This window comes from Mycobacterium sp. HM-7 (assembly GCF_053852335.1).
Genome location: NZ_CM132657.1, coordinates 2,845,341 through 2,869,306, shown reverse-complemented (window position 1 = coordinate 2,869,306; position 23,966 = coordinate 2,845,341). Strand labels below are relative to the sequence as shown.

At 66.4% G+C, this 23,966-nt stretch carries 22 protein-coding genes and 1 riboswitch; of the genes, 7 read left to right on the top strand and 15 right to left on the bottom strand.

Annotation, left to right across the window (positions count from 1 at the left end; all coding sequences use genetic code 11):
* Positions 1–47 precede the first annotated feature (47 nt).
* Positions 48–647 (top strand): TetR/AcrR family transcriptional regulator, encoded by a 600-nt coding sequence (locus tag ACWW1C_RS13780; protein WP_455983946.1) that lies wholly within the window; start codon positions 48–50, stop codon positions 645–647.
* A gap of 49 nt (positions 648–696) precedes the next feature.
* Here ACWW1C_RS13780 and ACWW1C_RS13775 read toward each other — a convergent pair whose 3' ends face one another.
* Positions 697–1,260: a hypothetical protein gene (locus ACWW1C_RS13775; protein ID WP_455983945.1), complete on the bottom strand. Its 564-nt coding sequence runs from the start codon at positions 1,258–1,260 to the stop codon at positions 697–699.
* A gap of 199 nt (positions 1,261–1,459) precedes the next feature.
* Here ACWW1C_RS13775 and ACWW1C_RS13770 point away from each other — a divergent pair, with 199 nt between their 5' ends.
* Together ACWW1C_RS13770 and ACWW1C_RS13765 are read left to right on the top strand one after the other, a co-directional pair.
* Entirely contained in the window at positions 1,460–1,702 is a 243-nt protein-coding gene (locus tag ACWW1C_RS13770) for an ArsR/SmtB family transcription factor (protein WP_455983944.1), read from the top strand.
* A gap of 2 nt (positions 1,703–1,704) precedes the next feature.
* Complete coding sequence (locus ACWW1C_RS13765) at positions 1,705–2,151, top strand: SRPBCC family protein (RefSeq protein ID WP_455983943.1); 447 nt, start codon at positions 1,705–1,707, stop codon at positions 2,149–2,151.
* Between the two features lie 49 nt (positions 2,152–2,200).
* Here ACWW1C_RS13765 and ACWW1C_RS13760 read toward each other — a convergent pair whose 3' ends face one another.
* Positions 2,201–2,692, bottom strand: coding sequence for a universal stress protein (locus ACWW1C_RS13760; protein WP_455983942.1), 492 nt, complete (start codon positions 2,690–2,692; stop codon positions 2,201–2,203).
* Between the two features lie 236 nt (positions 2,693–2,928).
* Between ACWW1C_RS13760 and ACWW1C_RS13755 the strand changes: the two genes are divergently transcribed.
* The gene (locus ACWW1C_RS13755) at positions 2,929–3,582 is read left to right on the top strand and encodes a VC0807 family protein (RefSeq protein ID WP_455983941.1); all 654 of its coding nucleotides are present in this window, start codon (positions 2,929–2,931) and stop codon (positions 3,580–3,582) included.
* 42 nt (positions 3,583–3,624) lie between these two features.
* Here ACWW1C_RS13755 and ACWW1C_RS13750 read toward each other — a convergent pair whose 3' ends face one another.
* From ACWW1C_RS13750 to ACWW1C_RS13735, 4 genes are all read right to left on the bottom strand, one after another.
* Entirely contained in the window at positions 3,625–5,127 is a 1,503-nt protein-coding gene (locus tag ACWW1C_RS13750) for a PucR family transcriptional regulator (RefSeq protein WP_455983940.1), read from the bottom strand.
* Between the two features lie 53 nt (positions 5,128–5,180).
* The gene (locus ACWW1C_RS13745; RefSeq protein ID WP_455983939.1) at positions 5,181–6,599 is read right to left on the bottom strand and encodes a purine-cytosine permease family protein; all 1,419 of its coding nucleotides are present in this window, start codon (positions 6,597–6,599) and stop codon (positions 5,181–5,183) included.
* 63 nt (positions 6,600–6,662) lie between these two features.
* Positions 6,663–7,055, bottom strand: a complete 393-nt coding sequence (locus ACWW1C_RS13740; RefSeq protein WP_455983938.1) for a hypothetical protein — start codon at positions 7,053–7,055, stop codon at positions 6,663–6,665.
* Positions 7,056–7,064: 9 nt separating this feature from the next.
* Positions 7,065–8,690 carry a GMC family oxidoreductase gene (locus ACWW1C_RS13735; protein ID WP_455983937.1) on the bottom strand — a complete coding sequence of 542 codons (1,626 nt, stop codon included), beginning with the start codon at positions 8,688–8,690 and terminating at the stop codon, positions 7,065–7,067.
* Between the two features lie 201 nt (positions 8,691–8,891).
* On the opposite strand from ACWW1C_RS13735, the gene ACWW1C_RS13730 reads away from it, so the two are divergent.
* The 3 genes from ACWW1C_RS13730 to ACWW1C_RS13720 are packed head-to-tail and all read left to right on the top strand — an operon-like array spanning position 8,892 to position 11,426.
* Positions 8,892–9,809, top strand: a complete 918-nt coding sequence (locus ACWW1C_RS13730; protein WP_455983936.1) for an NAD-dependent epimerase/dehydratase family protein — start codon at positions 8,892–8,894, stop codon at positions 9,807–9,809.
* A gap of 28 nt (positions 9,810–9,837) precedes the next feature.
* Complete coding sequence (locus tag ACWW1C_RS13725) at positions 9,838–10,629, top strand: SDR family NAD(P)-dependent oxidoreductase (protein ID WP_455983935.1); 792 nt, start codon at positions 9,838–9,840, stop codon at positions 10,627–10,629.
* Between the two features lie 17 nt (positions 10,630–10,646).
* Positions 10,647–11,426 (top strand): creatininase, encoded by a 780-nt coding sequence (locus ACWW1C_RS13720; RefSeq protein WP_455983934.1) that lies wholly within the window; start codon positions 10,647–10,649, stop codon positions 11,424–11,426.
* 217 nt (positions 11,427–11,643) lie between these two features.
* Here ACWW1C_RS13720 and lpdA read toward each other — a convergent pair whose 3' ends face one another.
* From lpdA to ACWW1C_RS13675, 9 genes are all read right to left on the bottom strand, one after another.
* Positions 11,644–13,011 carry a dihydrolipoyl dehydrogenase gene (gene lpdA, locus ACWW1C_RS13715; RefSeq protein ID WP_455983933.1) on the bottom strand — a complete coding sequence of 456 codons (1,368 nt, stop codon included), beginning with the start codon at positions 13,009–13,011 and terminating at the stop codon, positions 11,644–11,646.
* Positions 13,008–13,949, bottom strand: coding sequence for a lipoyl synthase (gene lipA, locus ACWW1C_RS13710; protein ID WP_455983932.1), 942 nt, complete (start codon positions 13,947–13,949; stop codon positions 13,008–13,010). The genes lpdA and lipA overlap by 4 nt, the downstream gene beginning before the upstream one ends.
* A gap of 6 nt (positions 13,950–13,955) precedes the next feature.
* Entirely contained in the window at positions 13,956–15,332 is a 1,377-nt protein-coding gene (locus ACWW1C_RS13705) for an L-serine ammonia-lyase (RefSeq protein WP_455983931.1), read from the bottom strand.
* Positions 15,332–16,600 carry a serine hydroxymethyltransferase gene (glyA, locus tag ACWW1C_RS13700; RefSeq protein ID WP_455983930.1) on the bottom strand — a complete coding sequence of 423 codons (1,269 nt, stop codon included), beginning with the start codon at positions 16,598–16,600 and terminating at the stop codon, positions 15,332–15,334. The genes ACWW1C_RS13705 and glyA overlap by 1 nt, the downstream gene beginning before the upstream one ends.
* Positions 16,601–16,602: 2 nt before the next feature.
* Positions 16,603–17,001, bottom strand: coding sequence for a glycine cleavage system protein GcvH (gcvH, locus tag ACWW1C_RS13695; RefSeq protein ID WP_455983929.1), 399 nt, complete (start codon positions 16,999–17,001; stop codon positions 16,603–16,605).
* 26 nt (positions 17,002–17,027) lie between these two features.
* On the bottom strand, positions 17,028–18,134 hold the full coding sequence (gene gcvT / locus ACWW1C_RS13690; protein ID WP_455983928.1) for a glycine cleavage system aminomethyltransferase GcvT: 1,107 nt from the start codon (positions 18,132–18,134) through the stop codon (positions 17,028–17,030).
* Complete coding sequence (gcvP, locus tag ACWW1C_RS13685) at positions 18,131–20,974, bottom strand: aminomethyl-transferring glycine dehydrogenase (protein WP_455983927.1); 2,844 nt, start codon at positions 20,972–20,974, stop codon at positions 18,131–18,133. Before gcvP ends, gcvT begins: the two co-directional genes overlap by 4 nt.
* Before the next feature lie 156 nt (positions 20,975–21,130).
* A riboswitch (glycine riboswitch) is annotated at positions 21,131–21,222 on the bottom strand.
* Positions 21,223–21,257: 35 nt separating this feature from the next.
* Positions 21,258–22,259: an agmatinase gene (gene speB, locus ACWW1C_RS13680; RefSeq protein WP_455983926.1), complete on the bottom strand. Its 1,002-nt coding sequence runs from the start codon at positions 22,257–22,259 to the stop codon at positions 21,258–21,260.
* Between the two features lie 128 nt (positions 22,260–22,387).
* A complete protein-coding gene (locus tag ACWW1C_RS13675; RefSeq protein WP_455983925.1) occupies positions 22,388–23,845 on the bottom strand; it encodes an amino acid permease in 1,458 nt (485 codons plus the stop codon).
* Positions 23,846–23,966 lie beyond the last annotated feature (121 nt).

The window sequence follows — 23,966 nt, the reverse complement described above, 5'->3', positions numbered from 1 at the left end:
CCACGGTCGCGGAATTCCACCCGCCAGCTGCTCGTAGACTTCGATTCGTGGTTGAACAATCGGGACGGACAGTGCCCGCGGCAGTGGCGAGCAAGCTCTATGCCGCAGCCGATCTGATCGCCACCAAGGGCCTGGAAAACACCAAGATCGAAGAGATCGCGGCCGCGTCCGGCGTGCCGAAGGCCACGCTGTACTACTACTTCACCGGCAAGGACGACATCCTCGGCTTTCTACTGCGGGATTCACTGGGCGACCTTGCCCGCGACGTTGCCGCTGCCGCCGATTCCGTCGGCAGCGGCAAGGAACGGCTCGTCGCCGTCATCACCGCGCAGGTCGCTCATACGATGAACCGCCCGGGGACCAGCATGGCGCTGGTTGGCGACCTGGGACGGGCAATCCGACTCCCCGACCTCGCTTCCGCCGTTCAGCACGCGTTCTACGAACCCATCGCTCGAGTGCTCGAGGCCGGCGCCGCGGACGGCACCCTGCGGCACGTCGCGGATCCGCGCAGCGACGCGATCAGCATTTTCGGCGCGGTCATGATGACGGCGCTGTTGCACAATGCCGTCGGCTCGGGCAAGACAGAACGCGATGTGGCCGGCGAGGTCATCGACTTCGTCTTGAACGGCGTTGCGCCTGCGGGCTGAGCCGCGCCATGGCGCGGGCGGCGCTATCGCCTCACCTTCGTCGTCGCGATCAGATACCGGTCCACGCGCTGGCGATCCGCTTACCGATGTCGACAACCTTGGCCGACTGGGCCTCGGGCGCTTCGATGCGGCGGCCCACCTGCTTGGCGATGACGCGTTTGATCTCGGAGTCGACGTCCGCGACGATCCGCAGGAGTTCGCCGCGGAACGTCTGCGACGTCACGTTCACGGTGATGTCTTTGCGCTCAGGCTTCGGAATGTCGATGATCAGCAGCAGCGGCTCGGCGGCGCGGGCAGTGGCGATCAATGCGATCTCGCCCGTGACCTCGAAGCGGGAACGGTCCACCCGCAGATCGATCAGCAGATCGATGTCGAGGGGAATGCGGACATCGAAGGCGATCATGTCGCCATCCCTGCGCGTCACTTGCGGCTGTTCGATACTGACCCGGGCGGTCACCCGCGCTATGCCTGCCGGACCAGCTGGAAAGGGCCCCAGCTCGAAGGTGTCGCCGGCCATCGTGCCGAAGCCCTCGGCAACGCGGTCAGCTGTGACCGCGACCTCGAAGAACTTGCGGCCGAATTCCTCGTAGGTCGCAAAGTCGTGCGTGGACATGGACATCAGGTTCCCATGGCGGGTCGCCTGGCAGCGAGCGCTTCGCCAAAGCCGCGAGCAATAGTTAAGTATTTACTTGACCAACCCGAACCCGAAGACGATACTTAAGTAGGTGCCTAACCAATCAGGGATTGACGACGTCGGTCGCGTTTTTCACGCACTCGCAGACCCGACCCGTCGGGCCATCGTGAGGCGGCTTGTGCAACAGCCGACGCCGGTCAAGACCCTGGCCGAGCCATTGGCGATGTCTCTGCCCGCGGTAATGCAGCACCTCCAGGTACTGGTGGACGCGGGCGTCGTCGTCACAGAGAAGGTCGGACGGGTTCGCAGTTGCCGGATCGAACCGACGAGACTGCGCGCGGCGGAACGCTGGCTGCGCGAACAACGCACGGAATGGGAACGGCAACTCGATCAACTCGACGACTACCTGAAGGAGCAGTGATCATGAACGTCACGCATTCGACTTTCACGCTGGAACGCCACTATGCGGCCTCGGTCGAGCGAGTGTTCGACGCGTGGGCGAATCCGGACGCGCGCAAGCGCTGGATGGCCCAAGGCGCAGAGCACTCGCAGGACTTCGTCGTCGGCGGCCTCGAGACGGCCAGAGGGTTCGACGGACAGGGTCGGTCGCTGACCTTCGAGGCAAAGTACGTCGAGATCGCCACAAACGAACGGATTCTCACAACGTCGACGCTGCGTACCGGCGACGTGTTGTCGACCGTGTCGGTTACCAGCGTCGAGTTCCACAAAGAGGCTGCCGGCACCCTGCTGGTGCTGACCGAGCACGGCATGTATCTCCCCGGCCAGGAGCAGCCGAGCTGGCGGGAACATGGAACGGCGCAGCAACTCGACGCGCTTGCCGCGGAGTTCGACCCGACCACCACGACGTAGCGAATCGCCAAAGATGCTCTGTCGCAGATGGGTTCGCAGTCTCGCGCGGTCAGTCGACGGTGTGCACGATCAGGATGTCGATCTTGGCCTTGCGGGCGACGTCGGCGGGGACCGAACCCAGCAATCGCCCGGCCGTTGAGTTCAGCCCGACATCGCCGACGACGAGCAGCTCTGCCCCGACATCTGCGGACAACCTGACCAGCGCCTCGACGGGCGCGCCGATGACGGACCGCTCCTCCACGTCCTGGGCGCCCATGCCGCGCGCGAGTTCGCCTGCGTCGCGCAGGATTTCATACACGTGGGCGTCACCGTGCACCCGGTACCCACCATCGCGTCCCAGTGCGTCCTCGGCCCGGCGATCACTTGCCTTTTCCGGTGCGGCCGGCCGTGCCCACCCGCCCTTTTCGACTTCGTGGAGATGCGCCGTCGCGATCACCAGCTTCGCGCCCTGCTGCGCCGCGAACACCGCGGCGTGCTCGACCGCCTTCATCGACGATTCTGAGCCGTCAGTTCCGACGAGGACGGTCCGGTAGCTGCCCATGGCCATAATCTCCTTACGGGAGTGAAGTCGTGACGACACTAGCGCGGACAGGCCGGTTGACGTGGGTATTTGGCGGGCATGGCCGGGCGGCCACCGTCAGCGGCTCCCCCGATCGGTGGACATCGATTTCCTCCCCACATCGGCCGGTCGCCCGACAGACCCGCGGCCGGCCGAGCGGGACGCTGTAGGCATCGCTGAACTGCGACCCCACCGACTCGTCCGGGAAGGACATCACCATGACCGCCATGTCGATCGACACCATCGAACCGGAGCCGGTCGACCGCCCGGGCGCCGACGGATCGGCCGCCAAACGGCGCGCGATCATCCGGACCGTTCTCGAGGTCGGAACGCCGTTGGTCGCGTTCTACGGACTTCGCGCCACCGGGCATTCCGAGTACTGCGCACTGCTGGCCGCCAAGATCGTCGCCGGCATCCCGGTGGCGTACGGGCTCGTGAAAGCACGCCGGCTCGATCCGTATTCGGGGTACCTGATGTTGATGTTCGGCCTCACCCTGGCGGTTGCGTTGATGACCACGGATCCGCGGCTGGTGCTGGCCGGGCAGACACTGGTCGGCGGGGTGGCCGCCGCGGTCTTCCTGGCGAGCTGCGCCATCGGCAAGCCGATGACGCAGTTCGTCGCGGCGCGATTCATGCCCACGACCACCTCGCTCACGCCGACCGCCGCGTTGCATGCATTGCACACCAGGCTGAGTGGCGTCGTCGGCGTCGGCCTGGTGCTGCAGGTGGCCGTCCTGCTCGGCATCATCTTCACGTTCCCGTTCGACGTTGCCAACGGACTGGTCAATGTCGTCGGTTCGGTCGTCGTCCTGGCCATCGGCGCGGTGGTGGCCCTCATGGTCCGCCGCTTCAAGCAGTCGCCGGCCGGCTGACCTGATCCGCCCCGCAACAGCGTACCGGCGCGCCGTTCTGCGTCATGCGCTGCCGCCCAACAGGTCTCGTGACCGGAGCGCCAGCCATAGCTGAGCGATATCGGCGGTATCGGTCAGATGTGCACCGGTCAGTTCTTCTACCTTGTGAATGCGGTAGAGCACTGTCTGCCGGTGCACGTTGAGCGCTTCGGCCGTGCGCTGCCACGACCGCTGGTTGGCCAGAAATGCCTCCAAGGTTTCGACCAGCCCGGTCCGGTGTTGCGCATCATGCTCGATGAGCGGGCCCAACCACCGTTCCACCATGGCCTGGGCATCGTCGACCCCACCGACTCCCAACCATGATGTGGCACTGCCGTACCGGACCAGTTGCTCCTCTGTGCGTTGCGCGGTGCCCAGCGCCCAGGTCGCTTCTCGTGCCGACTCCGCAGAGCGGCTCATGGATTGCATTGCCCGGCTGACACCGACCCTGGCGCTCGGACCGAGCGAACCGACGATGGCCTCGACGGCGTCGTCGGTACCCGGGATGACGGCGTGGGCAACACCCGACCGGAATGCCGTCACGTGCGGTATTCGACGGCGCCACAAGGCAACATGGAGATCCCGCAGCCGTCGTTCATCGGCGCCGGTCGCCGAGACGAAGACCGAGTGCGTCGGATCCAGTCCCAGGGAAAGCAATTGACGGCGTCCGCCCCGCCGGTCGATGCTGCCGTCCATGAGCTGCGCCGTGAGCTCGGCGCCGGAACGACGTGTGTGTTCGAGTGCCAGGTGCGTCTGGGACAGCTCGAGTGCCACGACGGTCGCGGCATGCTGGACGAGGACGCCGTCGAGGGCGACGCTGCCCTCGCGGATCACGGCCAGTACCGCGTTGTCGTGCGTGGGTACCTCGCCGACCAGGACTTCCACGCCGCCGGGCGTCAGCACCGAGCGGGCTCCGGCGACCAGCGTGCCCTGCGACGCCGTCCGGACAGTGGCTTTCACGTCTGCCGGCGGATGCGGGCCGTCGGGGTGATACGCCTCCGCGGTCACGCGGTCGCAGACGAAGACCGGGCACCGCAACTCCTTGGTGAGCGCATCGGCGGTGCGGGACCGGGCCACATCGCCTCCGGTCGTGCGGCGCAGCGCGTCGTAGATGCGTGCCGTGCGCATGAGGCGCTGAGACTGTTCGAGGAGTGTGGCCTCGGCAATGGCGCGTGAAATCGCCACGAATGGCATGGGATAGCGGATCCAGAGCACCGGTAGCCCGAGGCGTTCGCTCGCCTGGGTGAATCGCCCTGTGAGCTTCGGGCAGTACATCTGTTCGCCGATGGCCAGCCCGCTGGCGCCGATCCGGTGCAGCTCGTCGAGCAGGTGCTCCTGGCCGTCGGCATCGGCCGGAAACGACATGCCGTTGGTCATCAACAACTCGCCGCCACTGACCCATTGCCAGGGCTCGGGCAGGTCCGACGTGTGCGTCCAGGTCACCTGGCGGTCCAGGCCGGCCTTGCCCGAGTGCAGTCGCAACTGCAGGTGCGGCATGTCCAGCAATTCGCGAACCGTGATGCTCACCGGTCAACCGTATCTCGCGACGAGATCACCGAACGCGATTGCGGACAACTGGCTTATGGTGCCACCTCGGCGGCGAGTGCACTCTGTACCTGACCGGGCGCGCGCACCCGCCACAGCTTGATCAGGCCGAGGTAGATGAAGAACGTCCCGACTGTACCGACGATCCATGCCGTGTCGATGCCACCGATCTCCTTGGCCACCCCGCCCGTATAGAACGCCGTTGACATGAAAGGGATTTGGATGACGAAGCCGAGGAAGTAACTGAGCACCGCCGGGACGTTGAAGGCGCCGTACCCGCTCTTCGGGTCACTGAACGAGGCGGCGTCGTAGTGCCCCTTCTTGATGACGTAGTAGTCGATCAGGTTGACGATGCTCCACGGGATCAACAGGTAAATCAGGATGCTGATGAAGTTGGAGTACTGAACGAGGAAGTCGTCGGAGAATCCGATGGCGGCGACGAAAACGACCGCCGCGATCACCGTCGCCGTGATGTTCCTGGCCGAGGACTTCGGTGACCACTTCAGCCTGAAGGCCTGGATACAGGTCAGGGTGCACAGCGACGACCCGTACATGTTGATGACGCCGGCATCGACCGCACCGAAGAAGAACACGAGCATCACGAAGACGAACAGCGGTCCCGGCATGATGCGCGACAGGCTCGCCAGTGACGCGTCAGAGCCGAGGCCCGCGACGAGGAGAGCACCCACGATCATGGCTCCGACGGCACCCACGAGGGTGCCGAAATACGTGTACCAGAAGGCCGAACGCGGAGTCGTCGAGCTCGGCAGGTAGCGGGAGTAGTCCGAGACGTACGGCGCGTACGACAGCTGCCAGATGCCGGCGACCGATGCCATGCCCAGGAAGCCGATCCAGTTGAACGAGCCGGCCGAACCGCCACTGCCGGTGCCGCCGTGCATCACGGCGACCGCGGTATAGCCGAGGGTGAGCAGCAGGGCGAGACCCGAGAGCCAGACCATCACCCGATTCATCCGCAGGATCAGCTGGTAGCCGACGACGACGGTGACCAGGGTGGCGAGCGTACTGAAGGCAAGCGCGACAGTGGTATTCAACGATGGGAAGACCGCGACCAGGGTCTGCTGCGCCAGCACCATCAGCGAGACGATCCAGCCGACGTAGGCCAGGATGACCACGACGATCACCAGCAGCGAGCCGTACATGCCGAACTGTGCGCGGGCCTGAATCATCTGCGGCACACCGAGACCCGAGCCCTGCACCGAATGCAGCGCCATGAACACGGCACCCACGACGCTGCCGATGATGATCGCGATGACCGTGGAGGTGACGTCGAGCTTGTAGATCGTCGGTCCGAGCAGGCCCGTCACCACCGCGAGCGGGATGATCTGGACTGTGAACCAGAACGAGAACAGGTGTCGCACCTTTCCGGTGCGCTGAGATTCCGGCACCGGTTGAATGGTCAGATACTCGACCCTCGAGCCACTGTCATGCGGCATGGGACACGTCCTTACACGTTGGTGTGGTGATGATTTCAGAATGTTCGGTGAAGAACGGCAGGATCAGCGGATGACGAAGCCGCGGTCGACGACGTGCTCGAGCATGTCGATGTAGGTGTCCATGTCGTCGCGGGCCGCGCGGGGCGCGCCGTCATAGGGCATGGCGGATTTGACTGCGGGACTGAGGAAATAGGCACCCGCCGCCAGGACGGTGAGCGCCTCGAACTGCTCGGGCTGCCCGATCGCGAGGTCGTCGAGCGCGGCTTCGGCATCCTTTCCGGCACTGGCGTCGAGTGCCGCGGTGAGATCGTCGACGAGATCGTGCCGGTAGCGCAGGACCTGATCGAGCAGGACGCCGGAGACGTCCGCTGTGGTGGCCGACGGCATGGTGTCGCTCGCGGGAATGAGAGCGTCGGCCAAGGTGGCGAACACCTGGCGCTGTGCGGAAGTGAGCATGGGTCGTCCTCAGAATGCCGTCGGGATACTGGAGCGGGTTTCGGCCAGATGCCGCATGGAGCGCAGCGCGACGGCCATGATCGTGGCGGTGGGATTCATCCCGGTGGACGTGACCATGGTGCTGCCGTCGATGACGAACAGGTTCGGGATGTCGTGCGTGCGGCCCCATTCGTCGACGACAGAGGTCGCCGGGTCGGTGCCCATCTTGGTGGTGCCGAGCAGGTGCCAGGCGCTGTGCCGAACCACCGGAACCGGGTGCGCCTCAACGGCACCCGCGGCCTCGTGGGCCTCGACGGCCCGCGCGACGTTGAAGTCGAGCATCCGCCGGCAGTTCTCGCCGATCTCATAGTGGATCTTGGCGGCGGGGATGCCGTCGGAGTCGGTGACGTCAGGATCCAGTGTGACCGTGTTGGATTCGTCGGGCAGGTCTTCGGTGGTGATGCCCCACTCGGTGTAGCGACCGAAGGTGCGCGCCAGGCGCGGATGGAAGTTGGCACCGAAATTGTCGCGCCAGTTGCTGCCCGGCTCCCACAGGGTCTGCGCCAGCGGGCCGCCGGTGGGCATGAGGTTCCACTTGGCGCCGCGCACGAACCCGCGGCTGGTGTCGGTCTCGTAGAACTGCAGCGACTGCAGCGCCTGGCCGGCGGGACCGAGCCAGGTCTCCAGGTCTTCGTCGTAGGCGCCGTAGACCGAGGCGTACGGGTGGGTCATGAGTCGCTTGCCGACCAGGCCCGAGGAGTTGGCCAGACCGTCAGGCGCCGAGTTCAGCAGCAGGCGTGGGGTGCCGATTCCGTTGGCCGCCAGCACCGTCACCCGCGCGCCCTGATGCTGCAGGGCGCCGCCCGAGTCGATGTATTCGGCACCGGTGACCAGGCCCCTCTTGTTCACCGTCAGCCGGCTGACGCGGGCGCCGGTGACCAGCTGTACACCGAGCTTGATCGCGTCACGCCAGTGCGTGATGTCGGTGCTGGCTTTGGCGCCGACCGGGCAACCGGATTCGCAGGCGCCATAACGCTGGCAGCCTTCTTGGTTCTTGTACTTGCGGGACGCGATGGCATTGGGCGCGGGCCACCAGTGCCAACCGAGCTTGTCCATACCTTTCGCGGCGACCAGCCCGTACTTACCGATCGGCAGCGGCGGCAGCGGGAAGGTGTGCGAGTCGGGATAGGCCGGGTCGCCTTCCAGTCCGGAGGCGCCGATGTGGTGGGTGACCTCATCCAGGAACGGCCGCAGGTCGTCGTAGGTGAACGGCCAGTCCTCGGCGACCCCGTCGAGGGTCTTGACCCGGAAGTCCGACGGCATGGGACGCACCCAGTGCCCGGAGAACATGATGGTACTGCCGCCAACCCCGTTGAACATCAACGGTTCTACCGGGCTGTCGCTGCTGTCGATCGGGTAGTCGGCCTGGTTCTGGCGCACGTTGGGGCTGGCATTCCACTGCTTGAGCCGGGTCAGCTCCCACTCCGGCTTGCCCGCGGTGAAATCGTCGGGCAGGTTCCAGCCGCCCTGCTCCAGGCAGACGACCTTCAGGCCATGCTGAACCAGTTCGAGGGCCGCCACCCCACCGGAAGCTCCGGCCCCGATGATCAGGACGTCGGGCTCGTCGTCGATGTTTTGTGTGTTCACCAGTCGCACTCCAAGTCGGTCACTTCCGTTGGTCAATGATGCGTGGATCACACCCGTCGAGCGGCCGCGAATCCGCACAAGCCCATGAAGTCGCCTTGTGCAATCGCACAAGGACAGACAACGAGCCTCGACAGTTCACTCGTTGCCGCCTGTAGCGCGGCGACGGCAGTGTGATCAGCACGGCAAACGCCAAGGAAAAGGAAGACAACGATGACCACACTCGTCACCGGCGGCCGCGGCTTCGTCGGCCGCCACCTGGTGGACCAACTCCTGGCCGACGGCGAGCGGGTCATCATGTACAACCGCGACTACTCCGTTGACCCCCGAGCCGGAGTAGTCGCGGTCCTTGGCGAGCTGTTCGACATTCCGCGCCTCGCCGACACCCTGCGCACCTACGAGGTGGATCGCATCATCCACACCGCCGGGCAGAGCCACCCGGCGCTCTCCATCGAACTGCCGGTCACCACGTTCGCCGCGAATGCCGATGGCACGCTTGCGGTTTACGAGGCAGCGCGGATGACGGGCGTCCGTCGCATCGTCTTCTTCTCGTCGGAGTGCGCGCTGGGCAACATCTCCGAACCCGGGCCCATCACCGAAGACGTCAAGCCCGCACCTACCACGGTGTACGGCGTGACCAAGGTGGCCGGCGAACTGCTCGGCAGCGCCTACAACTCGCTGTACGGCATGGAGATCGTCTCCCTGCGCATCACCGAGGTGTATGGACCTGGGCTGTGGATGCCCAGCCTGCTCGGCGACATGATCCGGGCCGGCCTGCGCGGTGAGACCTTCACCCTCGAGTCCGGCGGCGACCACGGTTTCCAGTTCGTGCACGTCGAGGACGTCGCCACCGCGGCCCGGCTGGCCGCCAACACCAAAACGCTCACCCAGCAGGCCTACTTCGTCTCCGGCGGCGATCGGATGACGGTGTGCGAAACCGCCGAACTGCTCGCGAAGTACCTGCCCGACGCTCACTTCGACATCGGCCCGGGCTACCTGCCCGACTGGGACCGGCAGGTTCAGTTCGATCTCTCCTGCTCCACCCGCGACCTCGGCTACGAGCCGGCATGGGAGCTCGAGAAGGGACTGCAATCGCAGATCGAATGGATCCGGTCCACTGAGCAACGCTGACGAAAGGGACAACGCGCTCATGGGAGAGATGACCAACCGCATCGCACTGGTGACCGGAGCCTCGTCCGGGATCGGGCTGGCCACCGCCGCGACGCTGGCCCGGGAGGGCGCCGACGTCGCGGTACTCGCGCGGCCGGAAGATGACCTGTCCGAGGCCGTGCGCCAGGTGACGTCGCATGGCCGTCGGGCCCTTCCGGTGAGTGTCGACGTACGCGATTCCGCCGGGGTACGAGCCGCATTCGAGCGCGTCGAGGCCGAGTTGGGGCCGATTGACGCCGTGCTCAACAACGCCGGAATCTCCCGTGTCGCACCGCTTGTCGACACCACCGACCAGGATTTCGACGATCTCCTGGCGATCAACGTCGCCGGATCGTTCTACGTGCTGCGCGAGGCGGCCCGGGTCATGCAGCCCCGAGGTGCGGGCGCCATCGTCAACACCGGATCAGAACTCGCCCTCATGGGTCAGCCCGGCTTCGTCGCGTACACCGCCACCAAGGGTGCCATCGTGGCGATGACGCGCAGTGCCGCAGCGGAATTGGTGTCCTGGGGCATCCGGGTCAACTCGGTTTGCCCCGGCACCACCCGGACGCCGCTGCTGATGGTCGAATTCGAGGACAGCGCAGACCCCGAAGCCGAAATCGCCGAGATCGCCTCCAGCGTCGCGGCCGGACGCTTCGGTGAGCCACAGGAGATCGCCGAAGCCGTGGTGTTCCTGCTGTCCCACCGCGCCAGCTACGCGGTGGGCACGCATGTCGTCGTCGACGGTGGACGGTCCACGTGCATCCCCGCCGGCAACATCGGCGTCTCCCAGAACGTCTGACCCGCAAGGAGTTTCACATGACCGAGCAGAAACCGTCCCGACTGTACCGGGAGATGACGTGGCCAGAGATCGCCGAGGCCGCCCGCGCCGACATCCCGGTGGCCATTCCGATCGGCTCGACCGAGCAGCACGGCCATCATCTGCCGGTCTGTACCGACTGGCTCATCCCCGAGAAGCTGCTGGAAGCCGCCAGCGAGCGGACCGATCTGATCGTCGGACAGTTCGTCCCCTTCGGCTATCGCAGCCGCCCGGGAAGCGGTGGCGGACAGCATATTCCGGGAACTTTGTCGCTGCGCGCCACCACGTACATCGCCCTGCTCGAGGACATCCTGAGCGAACTCAAGCGCGCCGGGTTCCGTAACATCGTGCTGTACAACTGGCACTACGAGAACAGCGGATTCATCTACGAACCGGCGTTCCTCATCTCGGAGAAGCACCCGGAGCTGAAGATCCTCGTGATGGAGGACGCCAATCCCGACTTCACCGCCGATCGTCAGCAGGCCATCTGGCCCGACGGTTTCCCGGGTCTCGCTCTCGAACACGCCGCCGTCATCGAGACCTCGCTGCTGCTGCACCATGCGCCGCACCTGGTGCGGCCCGAGCACATCGCGGCCGACGCGCCCGAGCGGGTGGTGAACTACGACGTGCTGCCCATCGATACCCGCATGTCGACGGCCAGCGGAGTGCTCTCCTCCCCCGAAGCCGCGAGCGCCGAGAAGGGCAAGATGCTCACCGAGTGGATGGTCGACCGGCTGGTCGCGATCCTTGACGAGGAGTTCGGGGACCGCCGCGGCTGAGCCGCGCTATGGGTGAGATGGGTGAGCCCGGGCGTGTCGGCTGTTTCTGGCACATGTCGCGCTGGGACCTGTCAGCAACAGCTGACATTGTCACCATGTGCTGACAGTGTCAGCACATGGTGACGGGTCCCAGCGCGAACCACGCCTGAGAGAGGTCATGGCGACGCTGCTCCCGAACCTCCACCGCCCGGGCCGACGGCGCCGCCACGGTGCCGCCTCACCCGTGCAGGTGCAACGGCGCCCCGGACACTGCCATCAGCGCCTCGCCCAACGCCTCGTTCTGCGTCGGGTGAGCATGTACGAAACGAGCGGCCTCGGCGGCCTTGACGCCCAGGTTGTACAGCAGCTGGGCTTCGCCGATCAGCTCGGAGACCCCGGCACCGACCATATGCACACCGACCACCGTGCCTGCCGGGTCCACGACGAGTTTGACCGCGCCGGACGCCTTGAGGATCTGACTGCGGCCGTTGCCGGCCAGGTCATAGGTGACGGTCTCGACGCCTTCGCCGTACTGTTCACGCGCGGCATCTTCGGTCAGGCCGACGGAGGCGATCTCCGGGTCGCAGTAGGTGACCCGAGGAATGCCGAGCTCCGGCACGGCCTCGGGTTCCCGACCGGCAATCTGCTCGGCCACGAAGAGGCCCTGCTGAAATGCCCGGTGCGCCAACTGAAGTCCGGCGACGATATCGCCGATCGCGTACACGGTCGGCACGCTGGTGCGGAGCTTGGCGTCGGTCAACACAAAGCCACCGTCGAGCTGCACGCCCGCCTCTGTCAGGCCCAGATCCGCGGTGCGCGGACCGCGGCCGACAGCAACCAGCAGCACGTCGGCGGTCAGCACATCGCCGGATTCCAGGGTGACCCGCACGGACTCGTCATCAGAGCTCACCGCGGTGACCAGCACCCCGGTCTTGGCGGTGATCTTGCGGCGGCGGAACAAGCGCTCCAAGTAAGCCGAGATGGCGGAGTCCTCGTTGGGCACCAGCCGGGGAAGGGCTTCGACGATGGTCACCTTGGCGCCCAGTGAGGTCCACAGGCTGGCGAATTCGACGCCGATCACACCACCGCCGAGAATGATGGCCGACGACGGTATGCGGTCCAACTTGAGCGCCTTATCACTCGTGAGCACCCGGTCCGAGGTCTGGATCATCCCGGGAACCTTGGGCGCCGACCCGGTGGCCAGGACGATGGCCCCGCCGGTCACGGTGGTGCCATCGACGTCAACGGTGGTCGGCCCGGTCAGCCGGCCGCGGCCGTTGATGACCGTGATGCCCAGCGCGGCAATCAATCCCGTGAGGCCCTTGTGCAGGCGGGACACGACAGTGTTCTTGAAGGCATGCAACTTGGCGGTGTCGACACCATCGAACGACGCCGCGATACCGAATTGCGCTGCGGTGCGGGCAGAGTCGGCTACCTCCGCGGCGTGCAACAGTGCCTTCGTCGGGATGCAGCCCCGGTGCAGGCACGTGCCGCCGACAGCGGCCTCGTCGATCAGCACGACGGATCGACCGAGCTGTGCGGAACGGATCGCGGCGGCATAGCCGCCCGGCCCGCCGCCCAGGATGACGACGTCCGCTGTGGTCATGACTGACTCCTCTGCTGTTGGATGACGGTACGGGCCTGCGCATACAGCTCCCCCGCCCGATAGGACGACCGCACCAGCGGTCCGGACATGACACCGAGAAATCCGATCTCGCGAGCAGCGGTGTCGAGATCGTCGAATTCGGCTGGGGTGAACCACCGTTCGACAGGGTGGTGACGTGGCGTGGGCCGTAGGTACTGCGTGATGGTGACGAGCTCGCAGCCGGCTTCGCGCAGATCCCACAACGCCTGCAGCGCTTCCGCCCTGGTCTCCCCCATACCGAGGATCAGGTTCGACTTCGTGATCAGGCCCGCGCCACGCGCCCGCTCCAGCACACCGAGCGAGCGGCCGTAGTCGAAGCCGGGACGGACGCGGCGGAAGATTCGCGGCACGGTTTCCAGGTTGTGCGCCAACACTTCTGGCGCGGCGCCGAACACCTCGTCGAGCTGGGCCGGCGTCCCGGTGAAGTCCGGGATGAGCAGTTCGACACCGGTGCCTGGGCATGCGGCATGGATCTGACGGACCGTCTCGGCGTACAGCCAGGCACCGCCGTCGGGCAGGTCGTCGCGGGCCACGCCGGTGACGGTGGCGTAGCGCAACCGCATCTGCGCGATCGATTCGGCGACGCGGCGGGGTTCGTCGCGGTCCAGCGGTTGAGGGCGGCCGGTGGCGATCTGGCAGAAGTCACAGCGCCGCGTGCACTGGTCACCACCGATCAGGAACGTCGCCTCGCGAGATTCCCAGCACTCGAAGATGTTGGGGCAACCTGCTTCCTGACACACCGTGTGCAGATCGTCGCGCTGCACCAGCGCGGCCAGCTCGCGGTACTCGGGACCCGTTCGGACCCGGGCCTTCATCCAGGGTGGCTTGCGTTCCACCGGGGTCTGCGCGTTGCGCACCTCGAGCCGCAGCAAGCGGCGCCCGTCCGGGGCAATGGTCATGTCAACTCAGCATTCGACGACGTTGACCGTGACGGCGAGGCCACCGGTCGAGGTTTCCTTGTACTTGGAGCTCATATCCATGCCGGTGGCGCGCATCGTCTCGATCACCTGGTCCAGGCTGACCCGGTGGGTACCGTCGCCACGCAGCGCCATCCGGGCGGCGTTGATGGCCTTACCCGCCGAGATGGCGTTCCGTTCGATACACGGGATTTGCACGAGGCCGCCGATCGGATCGCACGTCAGCCCCAGGCTGTGTTCCATCGCGATCTCGGCGGCGTTCTCGACCTGTTGCGGTGTCCCACCGAGGATTTCGGCAAGTCCGCCCGCCGCCATGGATGCCGCGGATCCGACCTCGCCCTGACAGCCGACCTCGGCGCCGGAAATGGATGCGCGTTCCTTGTACAACGATCCGATGGCACCGGCGGTCAGCAGGAACCTCACGGTGGCGTCGTCGGGATCGGCTTTACCGGCAGAGGTGTAGTGCAGGGCGTAGTACAGGACAGCGGGGATGATGCCGGCGGCGCCGTTGGTCGGTGCGGTGACGATGCGTCCGCCCGAGGCGTTCTCCTCGTTGACGGCCAGCGCGACCAGGTTGACCCAATCTTCGGCGAACGCCGGCTCCCGGTGCGGATCTTCGGCATCGAGGCGCAGGAACCAGTCCTTGGCCCGGCGGCGCACCCGCAGGTTGCCGGGCAGATAGCCGTCGCGGGACATCCCGTTGGTCGCGCAGGCGATCATCACGTCGCGGATGTGCAGCAGCCGCGCACGCACCTCGGTGTCGGTACGGCTCGTGGACTCCTGACCCATCATCGCTTCACTGATGGAGATGCGCTCGCGGTCCGTGAGAGCCAGCAGTTCTGCCGCCGACGTGAAAGTGTCGGCGCCACAGCCCGCTTCGGGTGGATGGGCCATCTCCGCTTCGGTGGCCACGAAGCCACCACCGACCGAGAAGTACGTTTCGCGGTAGAGCACCCCGCCGTGCGCCGATGTCGCGGTGACCGTCATCGCGTTGGGATGCCGGTCGAGCTGCTGCGCCGGATGCAGGGCGATGTCGGACTCGGTGATGGCGAGCACGATCCGGCCGCCCAGCCGGATCGTGCCGTCGGCCCGGATGACCGCCAACCGCTGTTGCATCTCGTCGGTCTCGATGGTCTCGGGACGGTAGCCCTCCAAGCCGAGCAGGATGGCCGGCATCGTGCCGTGACCGCCGCCGGTGGCCGCCAGCGACCCGTACAGGTCGACACGGACATCGGTGACATGGTCGACGACATCGCGCGCGATGAGTTCATCGACGAACATGCCGGCCGCCCGCATCGGACCGACGGTATGCGAACTCGACGGCCCGATCCCGACCGAAAACAGGTCGAACACGCTGATCGCCATTACAACTCCGGGTAAAGCGGGAACTGTTCGGCCAGCGTACGCACCTGCGCGGCAAGATCTTCGGTATCGGCAGCACTGTCTGCGATGAGTGCCGCGGCGATGATGTCGGCGACCCGCGCGAACTCGTCGTCACCGAACCCGCGCGCGGCCAGTGCCGGAGTGCCGATGCGGAGACCGGATGTCACCATGGGCGGCCGCGGGTCGAACGGCACCGCGTTGCGGTTGACGGTGATGCCGACGGCATCGAGCCGGTCCTCCGCCTGTTGTCCGTCGATGGCGGCGTTGCGCAGGTCCACGAGAACCAGGTGCACGTCGGTGCCGCCGGTGAGGACAGTGATGCCCGCGGCTTTCACGTCCGGCCGGCTCAGCCGGTCGGCCAGGATTTGCGCGCCCCGCAGCACACGCTGTTGGCGTTCGGCGAATTCCGGCTGCGCAGCCATCTTGAAACCGACTGCCTTCGCGGCGATCACGTGCTCCAGCGGCCCGCCCTGCTGACCCGGAAACACCGCCGAGTTGATCTTCTTGGCGATGTCAGCCTCGTTGGTCAGGATGACGCCGCCGCGCGGACCGCCGAGGGTCTTGTGTGTCGTCGAGGTCACCACGTGGGCGTGCGGTACCGGAGACGGATGGAGCCCGGCCGCGACGAGGCCCGCGAAGTGCGCCATGTCCACCATCAGGTATGCGCCGACCTCGTCGGCGATCTCGCGGAAGCGGGCGAAATCGAGCCGGCGCGGGTACGCCGACCAGCCGGCGATGATCAACTGCGGCTTGTGTTCCCGAGCCGCCTCGGCGACTGCGTCCATGTCGATCAGGTAGGCCTCTTTGGAGACCCCGTACGCAGCGACGTTGTACAGCTTGCCGGAGAAGTTCAACCGCATGCCGTGCGTGAGATGGCCGCCGCAGTCCAGTGACAGGCCGAGGATGGTGTCGCGCGGTTTGATCAGTGCGTGCATCACCGCCGCGTTGGCCTGCGCACCCGAATGTGGTTGCACGTTGGCGAATTCGGCCCCGAACAATTCCTTCACCCGCGCGATGGCGAGCCGTTCGATGACATCGATGTGCTCGCAGCCGCCGTAATAGCGGCGTCCGGGATAGCCCTCGGCGTACTTGTTGGTGAGCACCGAGCCCTGGGCCTGCATCACGGCCAGCGGTGCGTGGTTCTCGGAGGCGATCATCTCCAGCCCGAGGCGCTGCCGGTGCAGTTCGTCCCCGATCGCAGCGGCGATCTCGGGGTCGAAATCGCCGAGTCGTTCATCCAGGATGCTCATCGCTAGCCCTCGTTCCGTGTTGCGTATTCCGCTGCGGTCAAAAGGTTTCCGGTTGCGGTCGCCTGCACTTCGAAGAGCCAGCCCGCGTCGTAGGGGTCGGCGGTGATGATGCTGGGGTCGTCGACGGCGTCCGCGTTGACAGCTGTGACGGTGCCGCTGACCGGTGGGTACAGCTCGGAGACGGTCTTGGTCGATTCCACCTCGCCACAGCTTTCGCCGGCAGTGATGGTGGCCCCGACCTCCGGCAGGTCGACGTACACCAGATCGCCGAGGGCCGCGGCCGCGACCGCGGTGATTCCCACCCGCACCGGGGTATCGGGAAGTGCGGCACCAGGCACGACGAGCACCCACTCGTGTTCCTCGGTGTAGCTGCGGTCGGCGGGAATGGTGTTGGTGGCCATGGTGATCCTTGTCTGAAGTAGGGGTGTCAGGAGCGGCGGTAGAACGGCGCCGGGGTGACTTGGAACTGCTCTTTTCGCCCGCGGACGTCGACCTGCACCTTGGTGCCCGGCTCCGCCAACGCGGCGTCGAGGTAGGCCAGGGCGACGGGGTACCCCAGGGTCGGCGACAGCGTGCCCGAGGTCACGGTGCCCACGACGGCCTCGTCGTCGTGGTGGATGGTGTACCCGGCCCGCGCGGCCCGTCGGGTGTCACCCTTGAGACCGACGAGAACCTGCTGGACGGTCTGCTCCGAAAGCTGCTGCAGTGCATCGCGTCCCACGAAGTCCTTGGTCAAGCGCACCACCTTGCCGAGGCCGGCCTGGAAGGGGTTGGTTGCCATGGTGAGCTCGTGCCCATAGAGCGCCATGCCGGCCTCCAGCCGCAGCGTGTCGCGGCAGGCCAGGCCCGCGGGCACACCGCCGGCCGCCACGGTGGCGGCGAGTAGCGTCTGCCACAGTGCCACGGACCGTTCGTTGGGCACATATAGCTCGAAGCCGTCTTCACCGGTGTAACCGGTGCGCGCCAACAGCACGTCGATACCTGCCACCTGAGCATCGGCCACCGCGTAGTACTTGAGCTCGGCAACCGTGGCGCGCTGGTCCTCGGGCACCAGCGAGCTGACGATGGCCTCGGACGCGGGTCCCTGCACCGCGATCAACGCGGTCGCCAGTGACTGGTCGTCGACGACCACGTCGAATTGCTCTGCCCGGCTGGCCAGTTCCCGTGCCACCGTCGGCGCGTTGGCCGCGTTGGCGACGACGAGGAAGTGCTCCGCACCCAGCCGGTACACCACGAGGTCATCGATGACGCCGCCGTCGGCATCGCACATCAGCGAGTACTTGGCCCGCCCGACCGCAATTCTGGAGGCCTCACCGGCCAGCGCGAAGTCCAGGGCAGCGGCCGCCTGCGGTCCGGTCACCGCGATCTCACCCATGTGCGAGAGATCGAACAAGCCGGCGACCTCGCGCACCGCTCGGTGCTCGGCGAGCTCGCTGCCGTACTTCAGCGGCATCTCCCAGCCGGCGAAATCGGTGAAACTGGCTGCCAGGGAACGGTGTTCGTCCAGCAGCGGGGATGCGGGGGCGGTGGTCATGCAAGAACTTCCTCGAGGATTTCGGCGGATTCGATCTGGAACGCTTCGGGCGCGGGGCAGGAACAGGCGAGGTTGCGGTCACCGTGGGCGCCGTCGATGCGACGGACCGGTGGCCAGTACTTGTTGCGCCGCAGTGTCGCAACGGGATACGCGGCATACTGCCTGCTGTACGGCAACGTCCAGTCGGCGTCGGTCACCTGCTCGGCGGTGTGCGGGGCCTGGCGCAGGGGGCTCAGCTCCAGCGTCCACTCCCCTGATCCGACCCGGCTGATCTCGTCGTGGATCCCGATCATCGCCGCGATGAACCGATCCAGCTCGGTCAGGTCTTCCGACTCGGTGGGTTCGACCATCAGCGTGCCGTTGACCGGGAATGACAACGTGGGAGCGTGGAAACCGTAGTCGATCAACCGTTTCGCGACGTCCTCTGCCGTCACCCCGGTGCGCTTGGTGATCTCGCGCAAATCCAGGATGCACTCGTGGGCAACCAGGCCGGTCTCGCCGGCGTACAGCACCGGGTAGCGGTCGCCGAGCGACGCCGCCAGGTAGTTGGCCGCCAGCACGGCGGTCTTCGTGGCCGCCGTCAGGCCGTCCGGACCCATCAGCGCGAGGTAGGCCCAGGTGATCGGGAGGATGCCCGCTGATCCGTAATTGGCCGCGGATACCGGACCTGGACCGTCGACGGCCAGCGGATCGCCGGGCAGGAACGGCGCCAAGTGAGCGCGCACCGCGACGGGGCCTACGCCCGGACCACCGCCACCGTGCGGGATGCAGAACGTCTTGTGCAGGTTCAGATGCGATACGTCACCGCCGAACTCACCCGGTTTGGCCAGGCCGACAAGGGCATTCAGGTTGGCGCCGTCGACGTAGACCTGGCCGCCGGCGTTGTGGACGAGGTCGCACACCGTGCGGACGTCGGCTTCGTACACACCATGGGTGGACGGGTAGGTCAGCATGATCGCCGCAACGCGGCCGTCATGCTCGGCGAGCTTCGCCTCAAGATCGTCGTGGTCGATGTTGCCGTTACCTGCCGCGTTGACCACCACCACCCGCATGCCCGCCAAGACCGCCGAGGCGGCATTGGTGCCGTGCGCCGACTGTGGGATCAGGCAGATGTCGCGGTCGACGTCGCCGCGGGACCGGTGGTAGGCGTTGATGGCGAGCAGGCCCGCGAGCTCGCCCTGCGATCCGGCGTTGGGCTGCAACGAAACCCGGTCGTAGCCGGTGATCTCGGACAGCCAGTCCTCCAGGTTGCCGATGAGCTCGAGGTATCCGGCGGTCTGCCCGGCCGGCGCGTACGGGTGAATGCCGGCGAACCCGGGCCAGCTGATCGGCTCCATCTCGGCGGCGGCGTTGAGCTTCATGGTGCAGGAGCCCAGCGGAATCATCGTGCGGTCCAGCGCGAGGTCCTTGTCGGACAGTTCGCGCAGGAAGCGCAGCATCGCCGTCTCGGACCGGTGGGCATGGAACACAGGGTGCCGCAGGTATTCCGAGGTGCGGAGCACCACCGCCAGAAGTGCATCGGCGATGTCAGAGGCGACGGGTGTCGCACCGAAAACCGCGAGCACCTGCCGAATCACGTCGTCGGTGGTGCACTCGTCGCACGCGATGGCGACCTGATCGGCGTCAACGAGGCGCAGGTTGATCCCCGCGCGGTCTGCGGCCGCCACAATCTGAGCTGCCTCACCAGGAACCCGCACCAGCACCGTGTCGAAGAAATGGTCGTGGACGACTTCCCGCCTGGCGGCCCGCAGCCCCGCAGCCAGCGCGACAGCATGTCCGTGTACCTCAGATGCGATGGCGCACAGCCCTTCCGGGCCGTGATACGCGGCGTACATCGCGGCGACATTCGCCAACAGCGCCTGCGCGGTACAGATATTGCTCGTCGCCTTGTCACGGCGGATGTGCTGTTCGCGGGTCTGCAATGCCAGCCGGTAGGCAGGCTTGCCGTCGACGTCGACCGAGACACCGACGAGACGTCCCGGCAGCATGCGCTCGAGACCGGATCGCACGGACATGTAGCCGGCGTGCGGGCCGCCGAAGAACAGCGGCACCCCGAACCGCTGGGCCGAGCCGACAGCGATGTCGGCGCCCTGCTCGCCGGGGGCGGTGAGCAGGGTCAGAGACAGCAGGTCGGCGGCGACAGTGGTGAACATGCCGCGGTCGTGCGCGGCGGCGATCAGCGGGGCGAGGTTGCGGATGACGCCGCTGGCGCCCGGGGACTGGAAGACGACGCCGAAGGCAGCACCGTCGGGCAGCCCCTCGCTCAGCTCGGCGAGCACGACCTCGATGCCCACCGCCGCGGCGCGCCCGCGCACCACCGCGAGGGTCTGCGGCAGGCAATCCGCGTCGAGCACAACACGATTGGACTTCGAGGACTTGTTCGCCCGGCGCATCAACAGCACGGCTTCCATCACCGCCGTCGCCTCGTCGAGCAGTGAGGCGCCGGCTACCGGCAGACCGGTGAGGTCTTCGATGAGCGTCTGGAACGTCAGCAGCGCTTCCAGCCGGCCTTGCGAGATCTCTGGCTGGTACGGCGTGTAGGCGGTGTACCAGGCCGGGGACTCCAGCATGTTGCGACGCAGCACCGGCGGCGTGATGGTGTCGTGGTAACCCAGGCCGATCATCTGGACTCGGGACTGGTTGCGGTCCGCCAGGACGCGCAGCGCATCGAGCACCTGCCGCTCGGAGCGCGCGGCCGGCAGGTGCAGACCCTGCGTGCTGCGAATCTGTTGGGGCACTGCGGCATCGATCAGATCGTCGAGCGACGAGTAGCCGAGGACGTCGAGCATGTGCCGCCGGGCGGCGTGGTCGGGACCGATATGACGGTCAGGAAAAGACATGAGGTGACTCCGGTTCGCGGGGCGTCGCTGACTGCTCGACGCGTCGTTGGGTAGCACCTCCCCGCTCTGTCCTGACACCTGAGAGCTTTGACGCGTGCGCGCCGTTCACCTTCGGTAAGCGTGGATCGACGGATCCGCGCTGTTCTCCAGAGTTGCCTCGACGCTGCGGTATTTGAGCCTGAGAGATTCCCGGGGAGGACTTGCTCCTACGGCGCCCCCGTTTCCGGAGGTTCTCCCACAGCGCGTTGTCGGCATATTGAGTTGTCTGCGCAATCGTAGCCTGTCAGGTCAACGCGTTCGCAACCTGACCATTGACTGGCAGGGCGGTGCGCGCGCCGGCGGCCATCAGCGAGATGATGTCGAACACCAGCGTTGCCGCTGCGACACAGGTGATTTCGGCATGATCGTAGGCGGGAGCCACCTCGACGACATCGGCTCCGACGATGTTCAGCCCGGTCATCTTGCGCAGCATCTTCAGCAGCTCACGTGACGTCAGGCCGCCCGCCTCCGGCGTGCCGGTGCCGGGCGCGAAGGCCGGGTCGAGCACGTCGATGTCGATGGACAAGTACACCGGCACGTCCGCGACCCGGCGACGCACCACGTCGATGGCCGCGTCGATGCCGATCACGTCCAAGTCACCGGCACGGATGATCTTGAAGCCCATGCGCGCATCGTCGTCCAGGTCGAGCTGGTCGTAGATCGGTCCGCGGATGCCGACGTGGATCGAGTGGTCCTCGATCAGCAGACCCTCCTCGAACGCGCGCCGAAAGATGGTGCCGTGGGTGACGGGCGCGTTGAAGTAGGTGTCCCAGGTATCCAGGTGGGCGTCGAAGTGCACCAGCGCGACCGGACCGTGTTTGGCGTGCAGCGCACGGAGATTCGGCAGCGCGATGGTGTGGTCGCCGCCGATGGACACGATTCGCCGGTCACCACCGCGAAGGATTTCGGCGGCGTGATCCTGAATCTGTTGGCAGGCCTCGTCGATGTTGTACGGCGTGACGGCGACGTCGCCGGCGTCGACCACCTGCAGCTCTTGCACCGGGGCGACGCCGAGCTCGACGTGGTAACCGGGGCGCAGGGTGCGCGCCGCCTGCCGGACCGCCATCGGGCCGAACCGGGCGCCGGGCCGGTACGACGTGCCGCCGTCGAACGGCACCCCGAGGATCGCGATGTCGTAGTCGGACACCTCGTGGATGTCAGCGATACGGGCGAATGTGCCCTTCCCCGCGTACCGGGGCACCTTGGTGGCGGGAACTGCGCCGATGATGTCGTTTCGGGTGCTCATCTGTCGTGTTCAGCCTCTCGACTCGCGGGGTGTTCGATTGCCAGCATCGCTTCCCGCGAGGGCAGGTTGCGAGCAGTTTCTGCCATAAGCCGACGGGCTTCGTTTGAGCATTCGCACAACCGGAGTGTTCACAGTCGTTCGCCGACGGGTTCGGTGATGCGGTTGCGGCACCGTGCGTACACGACGACGCCGACGGCCCCCAGACTGACCAGGCTGATCACCATGCTCCAGTTCACGAACCACGGCTGGCCCGGCTGCGTACGGGGCCAGAGGACGTTGATCACCTCGAACGCGAGCCACGCGGCCGCGGCATAGGTCACCGGCGCACCCCAGCGCCCGAGCGAGAAGACGCCAGGCACCCAGCGCCCAGCGAGGCGGGTGAAGGCAGCGGCGAAAACCGGTACGGCGAAAGCGATGTAGGGCCCCATCACCGAGAAGTTGACGAGCACGTTGTAGAGGTCGGAGCCGGCGAACAACAAGAAGAACGCGGCCACGACCGCCGTCAGGCCGATGGCCCGGATCGGCATACGTTCGGGGCCACCGAGTTTCGAGAGGAATTCCGCGCCGGGAAGGGCGCGATCACGGGCCATCCCGTATACGGCGCGCGACACTGCCGACTGCACGGCCAGGCACGCGGACATGAAGCCGATGACGAACATCAGCAGCAGCGGCTTGGCGATGGATGAGCCGAGCTGGGCCGTCAGTGTCGCCGACACCGGATCACCGCTCTGTGCGGTCAGCACCGCAGACAGGTCGGGGATCGCAAGAATGACCGCGGCGGCGGAGTACATCACGATGACGCCCACGAGGAGCAGCGCGAAAATGATGGCCTTGGGCACGTTGCGTTCGGGGTCTTCCACCTCTTCGGCGATCGAGCCGGCGGATTCGAAGCCCAGGAATGCCCAACCCACGAATGCGACCGCGATGAGCATCGTGCTCATGGTGCTGCCCGAGCTGTCGGGCAGGCCGTCGAACAATGTGGAGATCGGGTTGACGCGGTGGAACAGCAACAGGACGGTGCCCAACCCGACCGAGCCGACGATCTCGCAGATGATGCTCGCGACGATCATGACCTTGAGGACTTGTCGGCCGATCATGTTGGCCGCTGTGGTGAAGCAGATGACGCCGATCGAGACTGCGGCCAGGAGCCAGCGGCTGGGTGACGCGACACCGATCACCTCGAGGATGAATCCCGCGGCGGCGTACGCCATGGTCGACAGCGTCAGCGTCAGGCCCCAGATGTACGCCCATGCGGCCGTCCACCCCCACGTCGTACCTTTGGCATGCCGGGCCCACTGGTAAACGCTGCCGGCGTACGGGAAGCGCGATGCGAGCTCACCGAAGACGAGCGCGACCAGCAGCTGCCCGCACAGCACGATCGGGAAGGCCCAGAAGAATCGGGGGCCCGCGGCGAACAGACCCAGCGCGAAGATGGCGTAGAGGGCCACGATCGGTGAGATGTCTGCGAACGCCAGCGACAGGGCGGCGCGAAATCCGAAGCCGCGGTTGAGAATGTCGTGACCGCGTTCGCGGGGTTGGGCCACCACCACTTCTTCGGCTGTGTTGTCCAGGCTTGGAATTCCCACCAGCGTCCTTCCGGTTCGTGCGCAAGTAGCCCAAGCCTGCTGAGCACCACTTCCGCGGAACACCCGCCAATAGGTAGATGCGCAGCCACCTTCTTTGTGCGAACGTCTAATCCCGGGGCAG